General features: G+C 70.6%; 15 protein-coding genes. All 15 read left to right on the top strand.

Translation table 11 applies throughout. The annotated features are described in order from the left end of the window. Window positions 1-35 precede the first annotated feature (35 nt). Window positions 36-755 (top strand): phosphatidylinositol phosphate synthase, encoded by a 720-nt coding sequence (gene pgsA / locus IO33_RS0107910; protein WP_031161837.1) that lies wholly within the window; start codon window positions 36-38, stop codon window positions 753-755. Then, on the top strand, window positions 752-1,660 hold the full coding sequence (locus IO33_RS0107905) for a phosphatidylinositol mannoside acyltransferase (RefSeq protein ID WP_031161835.1): 909 nt from the start codon (window positions 752-754) through the stop codon (window positions 1,658-1,660). Before pgsA ends, IO33_RS0107905 begins: the two co-directional genes overlap by 4 nt. After that, on the top strand, window positions 1,657-2,820 hold the full coding sequence (locus tag IO33_RS0107900) for a glycosyltransferase family 4 protein (RefSeq protein ID WP_031161832.1): 1,164 nt from the start codon (window positions 1,657-1,659) through the stop codon (window positions 2,818-2,820). The genes IO33_RS0107905 and IO33_RS0107900 overlap by 4 nt, the downstream gene beginning before the upstream one ends. A 70-nt stretch (window positions 2,821-2,890) precedes the next feature. Beyond that, window positions 2,891-3,433, top strand: a complete 543-nt coding sequence (locus IO33_RS0107895) for a LemA family protein (protein ID WP_031161829.1) — start codon at window positions 2,891-2,893, stop codon at window positions 3,431-3,433. Window positions 3,434-3,558: 125 nt separating this feature from the next. Next, a complete protein-coding gene (gene pdxS, locus IO33_RS0107890; protein ID WP_031161827.1) occupies window positions 3,559-4,464 on the top strand; it encodes a pyridoxal 5'-phosphate synthase lyase subunit PdxS in 906 nt (301 codons plus the stop codon). Between the two features lie 42 nt (window positions 4,465-4,506). Then, window positions 4,507-5,112 carry a pyridoxal 5'-phosphate synthase glutaminase subunit PdxT gene (gene pdxT / locus IO33_RS0107885; protein ID WP_031161825.1) on the top strand — a complete coding sequence of 202 codons (606 nt, stop codon included), beginning with the start codon at window positions 4,507-4,509 and terminating at the stop codon, window positions 5,110-5,112. 49 nt (window positions 5,113-5,161) lie between these two features. Next, window positions 5,162-5,914: a YebC/PmpR family DNA-binding transcriptional regulator gene (locus IO33_RS0107880; protein ID WP_031161823.1), complete on the top strand. Its 753-nt coding sequence runs from the start codon at window positions 5,162-5,164 to the stop codon at window positions 5,912-5,914. 140 nt (window positions 5,915-6,054) lie between these two features. Further along, entirely contained in the window at window positions 6,055-6,594 is a 540-nt protein-coding gene (gene ruvC / locus IO33_RS0107875; protein ID WP_031161820.1) for a crossover junction endodeoxyribonuclease RuvC, read from the top strand. Continuing rightward, window positions 6,591-7,196, top strand: a complete 606-nt coding sequence (gene ruvA, locus IO33_RS0107870; protein WP_031161818.1) for a Holliday junction branch migration protein RuvA — start codon at window positions 6,591-6,593, stop codon at window positions 7,194-7,196. The genes ruvC and ruvA overlap by 4 nt, the downstream gene beginning before the upstream one ends. Before the next feature lie 26 nt (window positions 7,197-7,222). Beyond that, complete coding sequence (ruvB, locus tag IO33_RS0107865; RefSeq protein ID WP_031161816.1) at window positions 7,223-8,293, top strand: Holliday junction branch migration DNA helicase RuvB; 1,071 nt, start codon at window positions 7,223-7,225, stop codon at window positions 8,291-8,293. A gap of 188 nt (window positions 8,294-8,481) precedes the next feature. Further along, the gene (yajC, locus tag IO33_RS0107860) at window positions 8,482-8,985 is read left to right on the top strand and encodes a preprotein translocase subunit YajC (protein WP_031161814.1); all 504 of its coding nucleotides are present in this window, start codon (window positions 8,482-8,484) and stop codon (window positions 8,983-8,985) included. A 144-nt stretch (window positions 8,986-9,129) separates the two neighbouring features. Further along, window positions 9,130-10,923: a protein translocase subunit SecD gene (gene secD / locus IO33_RS0107855; protein WP_031161812.1), complete on the top strand. Its 1,794-nt coding sequence runs from the start codon at window positions 9,130-9,132 to the stop codon at window positions 10,921-10,923. A gap of 3 nt (window positions 10,924-10,926) precedes the next feature. Continuing rightward, the gene (gene secF, locus IO33_RS0107850; protein WP_031161810.1) at window positions 10,927-12,033 is read left to right on the top strand and encodes a protein translocase subunit SecF; all 1,107 of its coding nucleotides are present in this window, start codon (window positions 10,927-10,929) and stop codon (window positions 12,031-12,033) included. Continuing rightward, window positions 12,030-12,578, top strand: coding sequence for an adenine phosphoribosyltransferase (locus tag IO33_RS0107845; RefSeq protein WP_031161808.1), 549 nt, complete (start codon window positions 12,030-12,032; stop codon window positions 12,576-12,578). The genes secF and IO33_RS0107845 overlap by 4 nt, the downstream gene beginning before the upstream one ends. A gap of 249 nt (window positions 12,579-12,827) precedes the next feature. Further along, window positions 12,828-15,365 carry a RelA/SpoT family protein gene (locus IO33_RS0107840; RefSeq protein WP_031161806.1) on the top strand — a complete coding sequence of 846 codons (2,538 nt, stop codon included), beginning with the start codon at window positions 12,828-12,830 and terminating at the stop codon, window positions 15,363-15,365. Window positions 15,366-15,378 lie beyond the last annotated feature (13 nt).

Here is a 15,378-nt window from a genome sequence, read left to right as displayed (position 1 = left end):
TGCCCGCCCGTCACGCACGCGCGCGCGTGGCTACGATGGGCCAGCCGGAGGCCACCAGGGCCGCGGCGACACCGACCGTCGGGAAGGCCATGCTGAACAAGTACGCGCGTGCATTCTTCACGCGTGTCCTCACGCCGTTCGCCGCGTTTCTCATCCGCCGGGGCGTGAGCCCCGACACGGTCACGCTCATCGGCACGGCCGGTGTGGTCGCGGGAGCGCTGGTCTTCTACCCCCGGGGTGAGTTCTTCTGGGGCACGGTCGTGATCACCCTGTTCGTCTTCTCCGACCTGGTCGACGGCAACATGGCCCGTCAGCTGGGCCGCTCCAGCCGCTGGGGGGCCTTCCTGGACTCCACCCTCGACCGGGTCGCGGACGGCGCCATCTTCGGCGGCTTCGCCCTCTGGTACGCGGGCCACGGGAACGACAACGTCCTGTGCGCGGTCTCGATCTTCTGCCTGGCCAGCGGCCAGGTGGTGTCGTACACCAAGGCGCGCGGCGAGTCCATCGGGCTGCCGGTCGCCGTCAACGGCCTCGTCGAACGCGCCGAGCGGTTGGTGATCTCGCTGGTCGCGGCCGGTTTCGCAGGTCTGCACAAGTTCGGTGTCCCGGGCATCCAGTGGCTGCTGCCGATCGCCCTGTGGATCGTCGCCGTCGGCAGCCTCGTCACGCTCATCCAGCGCGTCGTCACCGTCCGCCGCGAGTCGGCCGAGGCCGAGGCGGCAGCCCGGCAGAGCCCCAGCGAGGCCGCGCAGTGAGCGCCGCCGAACGTCTCAGCGACGCGCTGTACGGCGCCGGCTGGAGCACCGTCAAGAAGCTCCCGGAACCGGTCGCGGTCCGCCTCGGGCGGAGCATCGCCGACCTCGCCTGGAAGCAGCGCGGCAAGGGCGTACAGCGCCTGGAGTCGAACTACGCGCGCGTGGTGCCCGGCGCGGGCCCGGAGCGCCTGCGCGAGCTGTCCCGCGCGGGCATGCGCTCGTACCTGCGCTACTGGATGGAGTCCTTCCGGCTCCCGGCCTGGAGCCGGGAGCGCGTGCGGGCGGGCTTCGACCCGAAGGACATACATTTCCTGACCGACGGGCTGGCCGCCGGCAACGGCGTGATCCTGGCCCTGCCGCACATGGCCAACTACGACCTGGCCGGCGCCTGGGTCACCACCAAGCTGGAAACGCCGTTCACGACCGTCGCCGAGCGGCTGAAGCCCGAGACGCTGTACGACCGCTTCGTCGCCTACCGCGAGGGCCTCGGCATGGAGGTCCTGCCGCACAGCGGCGGCTCCGCCTTCGGCACCCTCGCCCGTCGGCTGCGCGACGGCGGCCTGGTCTGCCTGGTCGCCGACCGGGATCTGTCCGCCTCCGGCGTCGAGGTCGACTTCTTCGGCGAGACCACCCGGATGCCCGCGGGCCCGGCGCTGCTCGCCCAGCAGACCGGCGCGCTGCTGCTCCCGGTCACGCTGTGGTACGACGACTCGCCGATCATGCAGGGCCAGGTCCATTCGCCGATCGAGGTCCCCGGGTCAGGTAACCGGGCCGAGAAGACGTCTGTCATGACACAGGCGCTGGCCGACGCCTTCGCCGGCGGCATCGCCGACCATCCGGAGGACTGGCACATGCTCCAGCGGCTGTGGCTCGCCGACCTCGACCCCGCGAAGGGACCCGCGTGAGAATCGGGATCGTCTGCCCGTACTCCTGGGACGTGCCCGGGGGCGTCCAGTTCCACATCCGCGACCTCGCCGAGTACTTCCTCCGCCTCGGCCACGACGTCTCCGTGCTCGCCCCGGCCGACGACGACACCCCGCTGCCGGCGTACGTCGTCTCGGCCGGCCGGGCGGTCCCGGTGCCCTACAACGGATCGGTCGCCCGCCTGAACTTCGGCTTCCTGTCGGCGGCACGGGTGCGGCGCTGGCTGCACGAGGGCGGCTTCGACGTGGTCCACATCCACGAGCCGACCTCGCCCTCGCTGGGCCTGCTCACCTGCTGGGCCGCCTCTGGGCCCATCGTGGCCACCTTCCACACCTCCAACCCGCGCTCCCGGGCGATGATCGCCGCATACTCGATCCTGCAGGCCGCCCTGGAGAAGATCAGCGCGCGGATCGCGGTCAGCGAGTACGCCCGCCGCACCCTGGTCGAGCACCTCGGCGGGGACGCGGTGGTCATCCCCAACGGCGTGGACGTCGACTTCTTCGCCAAGGCCGAGCCCAAGCCCGAGTGGCAGGGGGACACCCTCGGGTTCATCGGCCGCATCGACGAGCCCCGCAAGGGCCTGCCGGTGCTGATGCAGGCCCTGCCGAAGATCCTCGCCGCCCGCCCGCAGACCCGCCTGCTGGTCGCGGGGCGCGGGGACGAGGATGCCGCCGTCGAGGAGCTGCCCCGGGAGCTCCGCTCGCGCGTCGAGTTCCTCGGCATGATCAGCGACGAGGACAAGGCCCGCTTCCTGCGCAGCGTCGACCTGTACATCGCGCCCAACACCGGCGGCGAGAGCTTCGGCATCATCCTGGTCGAGGCGATGTCGGCGGGCGCGCCGGTGCTCGCCTCCGACCTGGACGCCTTCGTGCAGGTCCTGGACCAGGGGGAGGCCGGCGCGGTCTTCGCCAACGAGGACGCCGACGCGCTCGCCGAGGCGGCCGTACGCCTGCTGGAGGACCCGGCTCGGCGGGCCGAGCTGCGCGAGCGCGGGAGCACGCACGTGCGGCGGTTCGACTGGTCGACGGTCGGCGCGGACATCCTGTCCGTCTACGAGACGGTGACGGCCGGCGCGGCGGCGGTCGCGGCGGACGAGCGGACGACGGGGCTGCGGGCGCGGTTCGGGCTGGCCCGCGACTGAGGCCGCGAGCGGTCAGCAACGGCCCGTGACCGGCGCCGGGACGCGACCCGGCAGCCGATAGCCTTCCGCCGTGACCGCAACCCTCATCTGGATCCTCGTCGTACTCGTCGCGATCGGCGTGTACCTGAGCTGGACGGCCGGGCGGCTGGACCGGCTGCATGTGCGGATGGACGCCGCGCGGGCCGCGCTCGACGCGCAGCTGCTGCGCCGGGCCTCCGTCGCACAGGAGCTCGCCACCTCGGGGGTGCTGGACCCGGCCGCCTCGATCGTGCTGTACGAGGCCGCCCACGCGGCCCGGCAGGCCGAGGAGGAGCAGCGGGAGGTCGCCGAGAGCGAGCTGACCCAGGCGCTGCGCGCGGTCTTCGAGGACCCCGCCCAGGTGGAGGCCGTACGGGAGGCCCCGGGCGGTGAGGAGGCGGCCCGTGAGCTGGCCGAGGCCGTCCGCCGGGTCCCGATGGCCCGCCGCTTCCACAACGACGCCGTGGGAGCCGCGCGCAGGCTCCGCGAGCACCGCAAGGTGCGCTGGTTCCGGCTGGCCGGCCATGCCCCGTTCCCGCTGGCCTTCGAGATGGACGACGAGCCCCCCGCGGCCCTGGTGGAGCGGGCTTCCTGAACCCCGGGAGAACCCGCGCCGGACGAAAAGGATCCACCGGCTTGCCATTGGCCCTTGCTGTGGCCTGGTCCACTCGCGTTTCCTCATCGGTGCAGAAATCCTCTTTCCCATCAGTGAGGTCACCCGTGTCCACCACCGAGAACCAGGCTCCCGAGACCGGCACCGCCCGCGTGAAGCGCGGCATGGCCGAGCAGCTCAAGGGCGGCGTGATCATGGACGTCGTCACGCCGGAGCAGGCGAAGATCGCCGAGGACGCCGGCGCCGTCGCCGTCATGGCGCTGGAGCGGGTCCCGGCCGACATCCGCAAGGACGGTGGCGTGGCCCGCATGTCCGACCCGGACATGATCGAGGGCATCATCGACGCCGTCTCCATCCCGGTGATGGCCAAGTCCCGCATCGGCCACTTCGTCGAGGCCCAGGTGCTGCAGTCCCTCGGCGTCGACTACATCGACGAGTCCGAGGTCCTCACCCCGGCCGACGAGGTCAACCACTCCGACAAGTGGTCCTTCACCACCCCGTTCGTGTGTGGCGCCACCAACCTGGGCGAGGCCCTGCGCCGCATCGCCGAGGGTGCCGCGATGATCCGCTCCAAGGGCGAGGCCGGCACCGGCAACGTCGTCGAGGCCGTCCGCCACCTGCGCCAGATCAAGAACGAGATCGCCAAGCTGCGCGGCTTCGACAACCACGAGCTGTACGCCGCCGCCAAGGAGCTGCGCGCCCCGTACGAGCTGGTCAAGGAGGTCGCCGAGCTCGGCAAGCTCCCCGTGGTGCTGTTCTCCGCCGGCGGCGTGGCCACCCCGGCCGACGCGGCCCTGATGCGTCAGCTCGGCGCCGAGGGCGTGTTCGTCGGCTCCGGCATCTTCAAGTCCGGCGACCCGGCCAAGCGCGCCGCCGCCATCGTGAAGGCCACCACCTTCTACGACGACCCGAAGATCATCGCGGACGCGTCCCGCAACCTCGGCGAGGCCATGGTCGGCATCAACTGCGACACCCTCCCCGAGACCGAGCGCTACGCCAACCGCGGCTGGTAAGCCCACCGGTACGGACCTCACGGACCTCAGGTACTGAACCCCATGAACACTCCTGTCATAGGCGTCCTGGCTCTCCAGGGCGACGTACGGGAGCACCTCATCGCCCTGGCCGCGGCCGACGCCGTGGCCAGGCCGGTGCGGCGCCCCGAGGAACTCGCCGAGGTCGACGGCCTCGTGCTGCCCGGCGGCGAGTCCACCACCATCTCCAAGCTGGCCGTCCTGTTCGGCGTGATGGAGCCCCTCCGCGCGCGCGTGCGCGCGGGTATGCCGGTCTACGGCACCTGCGCCGGCATGATCATGCTCGCCGACAAGATCCTCGACCCGCGCTCGGGCCAGGAGACCATCGGTGGCATCGACATGATCGTGCGGCGCAACGCCTTCGGCCGGCAGAACGAGTCCTTCGAGGCCGCGGTCGACGTGCGGGGCGTCCCGGGAGATCCTGTGGAGGGCGTCTTCATCCGCGCTCCCTGGGTGGAGTCCGTGGGCGCCGGGGCCGAGGTGCTCGCCGAGCACGACGGCCACATCGTCGCCGTCCGCCAGGGCAACGCGCTCGCCACGTCGTTCCATCCGGAACTGACCGGCGACCACCGCGTGCACTCCCTGTTCGTGGACATGGTGCGCGCCAACCGGACACCGGAGTCCTTGTAGGATCTCTGGAGTTCGTTGCAGAGATGGGTTACGCGAAGGAGACAGGCAGATGTCCGGCCACTCTAAATGGGCTACGACGAAGCACAAGAAGGCCGTGATCGACGCCAAGCTCGGCAAGCTCTTCGCGAAGCTGATCAAGAACATCGAGGTCGCCGCGCGTATGGGCGGTGTCGACCTTGAGGGCAACCCGACGCTCTACGACGCTGTCCAGAAGGCCAAGAAGCAGTCGGTCCCGAACAAGAACATCGACTCCGCCATCAAGCGCGGCGGCGGTCTCGAGGCCGGTGGCGCCGACTACGAGACGATCATGTACGAGGGTTACGGCCCCAACGGTGTCGCGGTGCTCATCGAGTGCCTCACCGACAACCGCAACCGCGCCGCCTCGGACGTCCGCGTCGCCATGACCCGCAACGGCGGCAACATGGCCGACCCGGGCTCCGTGTCGTACATGTTCAGCCGCAAGGGCGTCGTCATCGTCCCCAAGGGCGAGCTGACCGAGGACGACGTCCTCGGTGCCGTCCTGGACGCGGGCGCCGAGGAGGTCAACGACCTCGGCGAGACCTTCGAGGTCATCAGCGAGGCCACCGACCTGGTCGCGGTCCGCACCGCCCTCCAGGCGGCCGGCATCGACTACGACTCCGCCGATTCCAGCTTCGTGCCGTCCGTCCAGGTCGAACTGGACGAGGAGGGCGCCAAGAAGATCTTCAAGCTGATCGACGCGCTCGAGGACAGCGACGACGTCCAGAACGTCTTCGCCAACTTCGACGTGAGCGACGAGATCATGGAGAAGGTCGACGCCTGACGTCGCCGCCACGCAGATCTCACGGGCCGACGGGACAACCCGTCGGCCCGTCGCCGTGCCGGGCGCCGGTGCGCGGCGTTGTCAGTGGCAACCGATAGCCTGCACAAACAGCTGAGCGAGTCGGCGGAGGGAGGGGCGCGGTGCGCGTACTGGGGGTGGATCCCGGGCTGACCCGGTGCGGTGTGGGCGTCGTCGAAGGGGTCGCGGGCCGGCCGCTCACCATGCTCGGCGTCGGTGTCGTCCGCACCCCCGTGGACGCCGACCTCAGTCACCGCCTCCTCGCCGTCGAGCAGGGCCTGGAGCAGTGGCTGGACGAGCACCGGCCCGAGTTCGTCGCCGTCGAGCGCGTCTTCAGCCAGCACAACGTGCGCACGGTGATGGGCACCGCCCAGGCCAGCGCCGTCGCCATGCTGTGCGCCGCCCGGCGCGGCATCCCCGTCGCCCTGCACACGCCCAGCGAGGTCAAGGCCGCCGTCACCGGCAGCGGCCGGGCCGAGAAGGCACAGGTCGGCGCCATGGTGACCCGGCTGCTCCGGCTGTCGGCGCCGCCCAAGCCGGCCGACGCCGCCGACGCCCTCGCGCTCGCCATCTGCCACATCTGGCGCGCCCCCGCCCAGAACCGGCTCCAGCAGGCGGTCGCCCGCCACACCGTCAACGCAACGAAAGGCCGTACGGCATGATCGCCTTCGTCAGCGGCACGGTCGCCGCGCTCGCCCCCGACGCCGCGGTCGTCGAGGTCGGCGGCGTCGGCATGGCCGTCCAGTGCACGCCGAACACGCTGTCCACGCTCCGCATGGGCCAGCCCGCCAAGCTGCACACCTCCCTGGTCGTCCGCGAGGACTCCCTCACCCTGTACGGCTTCGCCGCCGACGACGAGCGCCAGGTCTTCGAGCTGCTCCAGACCGCGAGCGGCGTCGGCCCGCGCCTCGCCCAGGCCATGCTCGCCGTGCACACCCCGGACGCGCTGCGCCGCGCCGTCGCCACCGGTGACGAGAAGGCCCTCACCGCCGTCCCCGGCATCGGCAAGAAGGGCGCCCAGAAGCTGCTCCTGGAACTGAAGGACCGGCTCGGCGAACCCGTCGGCGCCCCCGCGATCGGCGCCCCGGTCACCCAGAGCTGGCGCGACCAGCTGCACGCGGCCCTGATCGGCCTCGGCTACGCCACCCGCGAGGCCGACGAGGCCGTCACCGCGGTGGCACCCCAGGCGGAGGCGGCCGGCGGCACGCCCCAGGTCGGCGTGCTGCTGAAGGCCGCCCTGCAGACCCTGAACCGCGCCCGCTGACCCCACGACGATCGAGGCACACTTCCATGAACTGGGACGACACGACCGACACCCCCGCCCCCGAGCGGCTCGTCGGTGCGTCCGCCGACCGGGAGGACCAGGCCGTCGAGGCCGCCCTGCGCCCGAAGGACCTCGGTGAGTTCATCGGCCAGGAGAAGGTCCGCGAACAGCTCGACCTCGTCCTGCGGGCCGCACGTGCGCGGGGTGCCACCGCCGACCACGTGCTGCTCTCCGGCGCGCCCGGCCTGGGCAAGACGACGCTGTCGATGATCATCGCGGCCGAGATGGGCGCGCCCATCCGCATCACCTCCGGCCCCGCCATCCAGCACGCCGGCGACCTCGCCGCGATCCTCTCCTCCCTGCAGGAGGGCGAAGTCCTCTTCCTCGACGAGATCCACCGCATGTCCCGGCCCGCCGAGGAGATGCTGTACATGGCGATGGAGGACTTCCGCGTCGACGTCATCGTCGGCAAGGGCCCCGGTGCCACCGCGATCCCGCTGGAGCTGCCGCCGTTCACCCTCGTCGGCGCGACCACGCGCGCGGGCCTGCTGCCGCCCCCGCTGCGCGACCGCTTCGGCTTCACCGCGCACATGGAGTTCTACGAGCCGCACGAACTGGAGCGGGTCGTGCACCGCTCGGCGAACCTGCTGGACGTCGAGATCGAGCCGGACGGCGCCGCCGAGATCGCCGGCCGCTCCCGTGGCACGCCCCGCATCGCCAACCGCCTGCTGCGCCGCGTCCGCGACTACGCCCAGGTCAAGGCCGACGGCCTGATCACCCGCGAGATCGCCGCGGCGGCCCTCGCCGTCTACGAGGTCGACGCGCGCGGCCTCGACCGCCTCGACCGCGCCGTCCTGCAGGCCCTGCTGAAGCTCTTCGGCGGCGGCCCGGTCGGCCTGTCCACGCTCGCGGTCGCGGTGGGGGAGGAGCGGGAGACCGTCGAGGAGGTCGCCGAACCCTTCCTCGTCCGGGAGGGACTGCTGGCCCGCACGCCGCGCGGCCGGGTCGCCACGCCGGCCGCCTGGGCGCACCTCGGCCTCACCCCGCCCCGCCCGGCGACCGGGGGGAACGCACAACAGGACCTGTTCGGGACCTGACCGCGCCATGATGGAAGCGGGACGGCGAAGGCATTGGCACCAGCAGGAACCCAGGTGCCATGCTGAGCGTTGTTCCATGCACGCGGACTCGCTTAGACTCCGCCGATGCCGCCCTTGCGGGCGGCGCCGACCACACCCCCGTCAACAGGCCGCTCTCCGTCGCGGTCGCGCGAAGGAAATTCCGTCCCGTGAATGCCTTTACCCTTCTCCCCTTCATCGTGCTCATCGCGGCCATGTTCCTGATGACACGTTCGGCCAAGAAGAAGCAGCAGCAGGCCGCCAATATGCGGAACGAGATGCAGCCCGGCTCCGGTGTCCGCACGATCGGGGGGATGTACGCGACGGTCAAGGAGGTCAACGAGGACACCGTCCTCCTCGACGCCGCTCCCGGTGTCGACCTCCTCTTCGCCAAGAACGCGATCGGCGCCGTCCTCACCGACGACGAGTACAACCGCATCGTGCACGGCATCGAGCACGACCTGAAGTCCGACGCCGACATCGTCCCGGACGACGCGTCCTCCCTCACCGAGACCGACGAGTCCGACTCGCCCGCTGCCGCCGCCTCCGACGACAAGGCCGTCGACCTCGGTAAGAAGGACGCTGCCGAGGACGACACCGACGCGGCCGAGGCCGCCGAGGCCAAGGCGGAGGACGAGCCGAAGAAGACCGACGGCGACTCCGACGCGAAGTAGTCACGTCCCGGTGGTGCGCGACGCGGCATAATCACGCCCCGCGCACCACCGGGCGTCTGTTTCCCGCACGGAACAGCCCGACACCATGTCATGGCCGACCACGCCCGACCGGGCACGGGGCGGCCCGAGAGGGAGTACGAGAAGGTGGCAGCACCTAAGAGGGGCCGGAGCGCGAGTGCCCAGAGCAAGCCAGGGCGCTCGCTGGCCCTCATCCTGATCGCCATCGTGGCGCTCACCGGAGGCATGTTCCTTTCCAAGAACACCACTCCGCGTCTCGGCATCGACCTCGCCGGTGGTACGAGCATCACGCTCAAGGCGAAGGCCGACCAGGGGTCCGCGATCAACAAGGCCAACATGGACACCGCGGTCGACATCATGAACCGTCGCGTCAACGGCCTCGGCGTCTCCGAGTCGGAGGTGCAGACCCAGGGGAACGACAACATCATCGTCAACATCCCCAAGGGCACCAACTCCAAGGAAGCCCAGCAGCAGGTCGGCACCACCGCCAAGCTGTACTTCCGCCCGGTCCTGGCCAGCGGGCCCAGCGTCCCCGCCTCCAAGAGCCCGTCGCCGAGCGCCTCCTCCAGCGGCAGCTCCTCGCCGAACCCGAGCACGAGCCCCTCCGCCTCTTCCTCCTCCAAGGAGAAGGCGTCCTCGTCCTCCTCGGGGTCCCCGTCCCCGACGGCCTCGGCGACCTCCCAGGGCCGCGCCGTCACCGACGCGCTGAAGGCCGGCTCCACTCCCTCGCCGAGCGCGACCCCCAGCGGCGGCGCCAAGCCGTCGGCCACGCCGTCCGGGTCCGCCGCCGGCAACGCCGCCGCCGCCAAGCTCCAGGCCCAGTACGCCGCCCTGGACTGCACGGACCCCGCCCAGCGGGCCAAGGTGGGCGGCGCCGCCAAGCCCGGCGACCCCGCGATCGCCTGCGGCCAGATCAAGAAGGTCTGGTACAAGTACGTGCTCGGCCCGGCCGCCGTCGACGGCACCGAGGTGAAGAAGGCGCAGGCCGTCTTCGACACCCAGGGCGCCGCCGGCTGGCAGGTCCAGATGACCTTCACCTCCAGCGGTTCCAAGAAGTTCGCGGACATCACCGGGCAGCTGGCGAAGAACCAGCCCCCCCAGAACGAGTTCGGCATCGTCCTCGACGGCGAGGTCGTCTCCAGCCCGTTCGTGCAGAACGCGATCACCGGCGGCCAGGCGGAGATCTCCGGCAGCTTCACGCAGCAGGAGGCCCAGAGCCTCGCCAACATGCTGTCGTACGGCGCCCTGCCGCTCTCCTTCCAGGAGCAGTCCGTCACCACCGTCACCGCCGCGCTCGGCGGTGAGCAGCTGCACGCCGGTCTGCTCGCCGGCGCGATCGGCCTCGCCCTGGTCGTGATCTACCTGGTCGTCTACTACCGCGGTCTCTCGGTCGTCGCGATGGCCTCGCTGCTGGTCTCGGCGATCCTCACGTACGTGATCATGTCGCTGCTCGGCCCGGCCATCCACTTCGCGCTGAACCTGCCGGCCGTCTGCGGCGCCATCGTCGCCATCGGTATCACCGCGGACTCGTTCATCGTGTACTTCGAACGCATCCGGGACGAGATCCGCGAGGGCCGCTCGCTGCGACCCGCCGTCGAGCGGGCCTGGCCGCGCGCCCGGCGCACCATCCTGGTCTCCGACTTCGTGTCGTTCCTCGCCGCCGCCGTCCTGTTCATCGTGACCGTCGGCAAGGTCCAGGGCTTCGCGTTCACGCTCGGCCTGACCACCGTGCTCGACGTCGTCGTCGTCTTCTTCTTCACCAAGCCGCTGATGACGCTCCTCGCCCGCCGTAAGTTCTTCGCGACCGGCCACAAGTGGTCCGGCCTCGATCCGAAGAGCCTGGGTGCCAAGCCGCCACTGCGCCGCACCCGCCGTCCCGCCGGTCCTGCCGCCGGCTCTGTCGACCCGAAGGAGGCCTGAGCGATGTCGAAACTCGGCAACCTCGGCGCTCGACTGCACCGCGGCGAGATCTCGTACGACTTCGTCGGCAAGCGCAAGATCTGGTACGGCGTCTCCATCCTGATCACCATCACGGCCATCGTCGGCCTGGCGGTGCGCGGGCTGAACATGGGCATCGAGTTCAAGGGCGGCGCGGTCTTCACCACGCCGACCAAGATGAGCACCTCGGTGGCCCAGGCGGAGACCTATGCCAAGGACGCCTCCGGCCACGAGGCGATCGTGCAGAAGCTCGGCAACGGCAGCCTGCGGATCCAGATCGCCGGCATCGACACCGGCGAGTCCGACAAGATCAAGCAGGAGCTGGCCAAGGACCTGAACCTCAACCCCGAGAAGCTCGCCGCCGACCTGGTCGGCCCCAGCTGGGGTGAGCAGATCGCGAACAAGGCCTGGGAGGGCCTGGGCATCTTCATGGTGCTCGTCGTGATCTACCTCGCCATCGCCTTCGAGTGGCGCATGGCCGTCGCGGCCCTGGTCGCGCTGATCCACGACATCACCATCACGACCGGTATCTACGCCCTGGTCGGCTTCGAGGTCACACCCGGTACGGTCATCGGTCTGCTGACGATCCTCGGTTACTCGCTCTACGACACGGTCGTCGTCTTCGACAGCCTCAAGGAGCAGACGAAGGACATCACCAAGCAGACCCGCTTCACCTACAGCGACATCGCCAACCAGTCGATCAACGGCACGCTGGTGCGCTCCATCAACACCACCGTGGTCGCCCTGCTGCCGGTGGCGGGCCTGCTGTTCATCGGTGGCGGCTTCCTCGGCGCCGGTACGCTGAACGACATCTCGCTGTCGCTGTTCGTCGGCCTCGCGGCCGGTGCCTACTCGTCGATCTTCATCGCCACGCCGCTCGTCGCCGACCTCAAGGAGCGCGAGCCCGCCATGAAGGCCCTCACCAAGCGGGTCCTGGCCAAGCGCGCCCAGGCCGCCGTCGAGGAAGACCTCGCCGCGGACCGCGCGGAGGACGGCGACTCCGACGACACCGCCCCCGCCGTCGTGGGCCCCCGCAACCAGCCCGCGTCCCGCGGCCGGGGCCGCGGCCGACCCTCCGGGAAGCGCCGATGACCGAGATCGCAGACCTCACGGGGCTGTTGCTCAGCCGGATCCGTGACGTCGCCGACTACCCCGAGCCGGGCGTGATGTTCAAGGACATCACCCCGCTGCTCGCGGACCCGGCCGCGTTCACCGCCCTCACCGACAAGCTGGCCGGGATCGCGGCGAACACCGGCGCGACCAAGGTCGTAGGCCTGGAGGCCCGGGGCTTCATCCTCGGCGCACCGGTCGCCGTCCGCGCGGGCCTCGGCTTCATCCCGGTCCGCAAGGCGGGCAAGCTGCCCGGGGCGACGCTGCGCCAGGCGTACGACCTGGAGTACGGCTCGGCGGAGATCGAGGTGCACGCGGAGGACCTGGCCCCCGGTGACCGCGTCCTGATCGTGGACGACGTGCTGGCCACGGGTGGTACGGCCGAGGCCGCGATCCACCTCATCCAGCGTGCCGGCGCCGAGGTCTCGGGCCTGGCGGTGCTGATGGAGCTGGGCTTCCTCGGCGGCCGGACCCGGCTGGAGCCGGCGCTGGGCGGGGCCCCGCTGGAGGCGCTGCTCCAGGTCTGAGCGGCTTGACGCACAAGCGGCCTCGGCTCTGCCGGGGCCGCTTCGTGTTTCCCGCCGCACCCGCCGGACACTCCCCGCACGCCCGCCGAACACCTTGAATCCATCCCCCCGGAATCCGGCGGAAGCCTCAGCTGTTGCACGGGTAGACGGTCCTCACTTCCGCCTGAAGGCGATGACCAGCCGCAGGATCGCTACCATGGGGTCTCCGGAGCCTGACCGGGGGACCCGGATCGCGCACGAGGAGCCCTCTTGCCAGACGAGGCCCAGCACCTGACCGCCGCCAAGCCCGAGTCCGCCTCGGCAGCCGCGGCGAAGCCCGCTTCGCACGCGTCCGACGCGAAGAACGACACCCGCGGGCCGATCGAGCACGCCCAGGCCGCGCCCGTCGAAAAGGCTGCCGAGACCACCCGTCCCAAGCCCGCCCCACCCGAGCGCCCGGCGCAGCCGCCCGTGGTGCGCCAGCCGGCCACCCCGCCCACCCGCACGGGCTCCTCCAACCGCGTCCGCGCCCGCCTGGCCCGCCTGGGCGTCCAGCGCGCGAACCCCTACAACCCGGTCCTGGAGCCCCTGCTGCGGATAGTGCGCAGCAACGACCCCAAGACCGAGAACGCCACGCTCCGGCAGATCGAGCGGGCCTACCAGGTCGCCGAGCGCTGGCACCGCGGCCAGAAGCGCAAGAGCGGCGACCCGTACATCACGCACCCCCTCGCCGTCACCACCATCCTCGCCGAGCTGGGCATGGACCCGGCCACCCTGATGGCGGGACTGCTGCACGACACCGTCGAGGACACCGAGTACGGCCTCGACCAGCTGCGCCGCGACTTCGGTGACACCGTCGCCCTGCTCGTCGACGGCGTCACCAAGCTGGACAAGGTCAAGTTCGGCGAGGCCGCGCAGGCCGAGACCGTGCGCAAGATGGTCGTCGCCATGGCCAAGGACCCGCGCGTCCTGGTCATCAAGCTCGCCGACCGCCTGCACAACATGCGCACGATGCGTTACCTCAAGCGCGAGAAGCAGGAGAAGAAGGCGCGCGAGACCCTGGAGATCTACGCGCCGCTCGCCCACCGCCTCGGCATGAACACCATCAAGTGGGAGCTGGAGGACCTCGCGTTCGCGATCCTCTACCCCAAGATGTACGACGAGATCGTACGGCTGGTGGCCGAAAGGGCGCCGAAGCGTGACGAGTACCTGGCCATAGTGACCGACGAGGTCCAGGCCGACCTGCGCGCCGCCCGTATCAAGGCGACCGTCACCGGCCGCCCGAAGCACTACTACAGCGTCTACCAGAAGATGATCGTCCGCGGTCGCGACTTCGCGGAGATCTACGACCTGGTGGGCATCCGTGTCCTCGTCGACACGGTCCGCGACTGCTACGCCGCCCTCGGCACCGTGCACGCGCGATGGAACCCGGTCCCCGGCCGGTTCAAGGACTACATCGCGATGCCCAAGTTCAACATGTACCAGTCGCTGCACACGACGGTCATCGGCCCCAACGGCAAGCCGGTCGAACTGCAGATCCGCACCTTCGACATGCACCGCCGCGCCGAGTACGGCATCGCCGCGCACTGGAAGTACAAGCAGGAGGCCGTCGCCGGCGCCTCCAAGGTGCGCACCGACGTACCGAAGGCCGCCAAGGGCAAGGACGACCACCTCAACGACATGGCGTGGCTGCGGCAGTTGCTCGACTGGCAGAAGGAGACCGAGGACCCCGGCGAGTTCCTGGAGTCCCTGCGCTTCGACCTCTCCCGCAACGAGGTCTTCGTCTTCACTCCCAAGGGCGATGTCATCGCGCTGCCGGCCGGCGCCACCCCGGTGGACTTCGCGTACGCCGTCCACACCGAGGTCGGCCACCGCACCATAGGAGCGCGGGTCAACGGCAGGCTCGTACCGCTCGAATCCACCCTGGACAACGGGGACCTGGTGGAGGTCTTCACCTCCAAGGCACCCGGCGCCGGGCCGTCCCGTGACTGGCTCGGCTTCGTCAAGTCGCCGCGCGCCCGCAACAAGATCCGGGCCTGGTTCTCCAAGGAGCGCCGGGACGAGGCGATCGAGCAGGGCAAGGACGCGATCGTCCGGGCGATGCGCAAGCAGAACCTGCCGATCCAGCGCATCCTCACCGGCGACTCTCTCGTCACGCTCGCGCACGAGATGCGCTACTCGGACATCTCCGCGCTGTACGCGGCGATCGGCGAGGGCCATGTCTCCGCGCAGAACATCGTGCAGAAGCTGGTCCAGGCCCTCGGCGGTGAGGAGGCCGCCACCGAGGAGATCGACGAGTCGGTACCGCCGACGCGCAGCCGGGGCCGCAAGCGCCGCTCCAGCGCCGATCCGGGCGTCGTCGTCAAGGGTGTGGACGACGTGTGGGTCAAGCTGGCCCGCTGCTGTACGCCCGTACCGGGCGACCCGATCATCGGCTTCGTCACGCGCGGCAGCGGCGTATCGGTTCACCGCAGCGACTGCGTGAACGTCGACTCGCTGTCCCGCGAGCCGGAGCGCATCCTCGACGTCGAGTGGGCGCCCACCCAGTCCTCGGTGTTCCTGGTCGCCATCCAGGTCGAGGCGCTGGACCGCTCCCGTCTGCTGTCCGACGTCACCCGCGTCCTGTCCGACCAGCACGTCAACATCCTGTCCGCGGCCGTCCAGACCTCCCGCGACCGGGTGGCCACCTCCCGGTTCACCTTCGAGATGGGCGACCCCAAGCACCTCGGCCACGTCCTGAAGGCCGTACGGGGCGTGGAGGGCGTGTACGACGTCTACCGCGTGACCTCGGGACGCAGCCGGTCGTAAGAGCCGCATGCGA

It is taken from the genome of Streptomyces durhamensis (assembly GCF_000725475.1).
Classification (GTDB): domain Bacteria; phylum Actinomycetota; class Actinomycetes; order Streptomycetales; family Streptomycetaceae; genus Streptomyces; species Streptomyces filipinensis.
Note: the sequence above shows the minus strand (reverse complement) of the source record. Positions and strands in the feature narration are given on the sequence as shown.

Coding starts and splice junctions, on each gene's coding strand:
- pgsA (WP_031161837.1), top strand. CDS start 36: ATGGGCCAGCCGGAGGCCACCAGGGCCGCGGCGACACCGACCGTCGGG.
- pdxT (WP_031161825.1), top strand. CDS start 4,507: ATGAACACTCCTGTCATAGGCGTCCTGGCTCTCCAGGGCGACGTACGG.
- IO33_RS0107880 (WP_031161823.1), top strand. CDS start 5,162: ATGTCCGGCCACTCTAAATGGGCTACGACGAAGCACAAGAAGGCCGTG.
- ruvA (WP_031161818.1), top strand. CDS start 6,591: ATGATCGCCTTCGTCAGCGGCACGGTCGCCGCGCTCGCCCCCGACGCC.
- ruvB (WP_031161816.1), top strand. CDS start 7,223: ATGAACTGGGACGACACGACCGACACCCCCGCCCCCGAGCGGCTCGTC.
- secF (WP_031161810.1), top strand. CDS start 10,927: ATGTCGAAACTCGGCAACCTCGGCGCTCGACTGCACCGCGGCGAGATC.
- IO33_RS0107845 (WP_031161808.1), top strand. CDS start 12,030: ATGACCGAGATCGCAGACCTCACGGGGCTGTTGCTCAGCCGGATCCGT.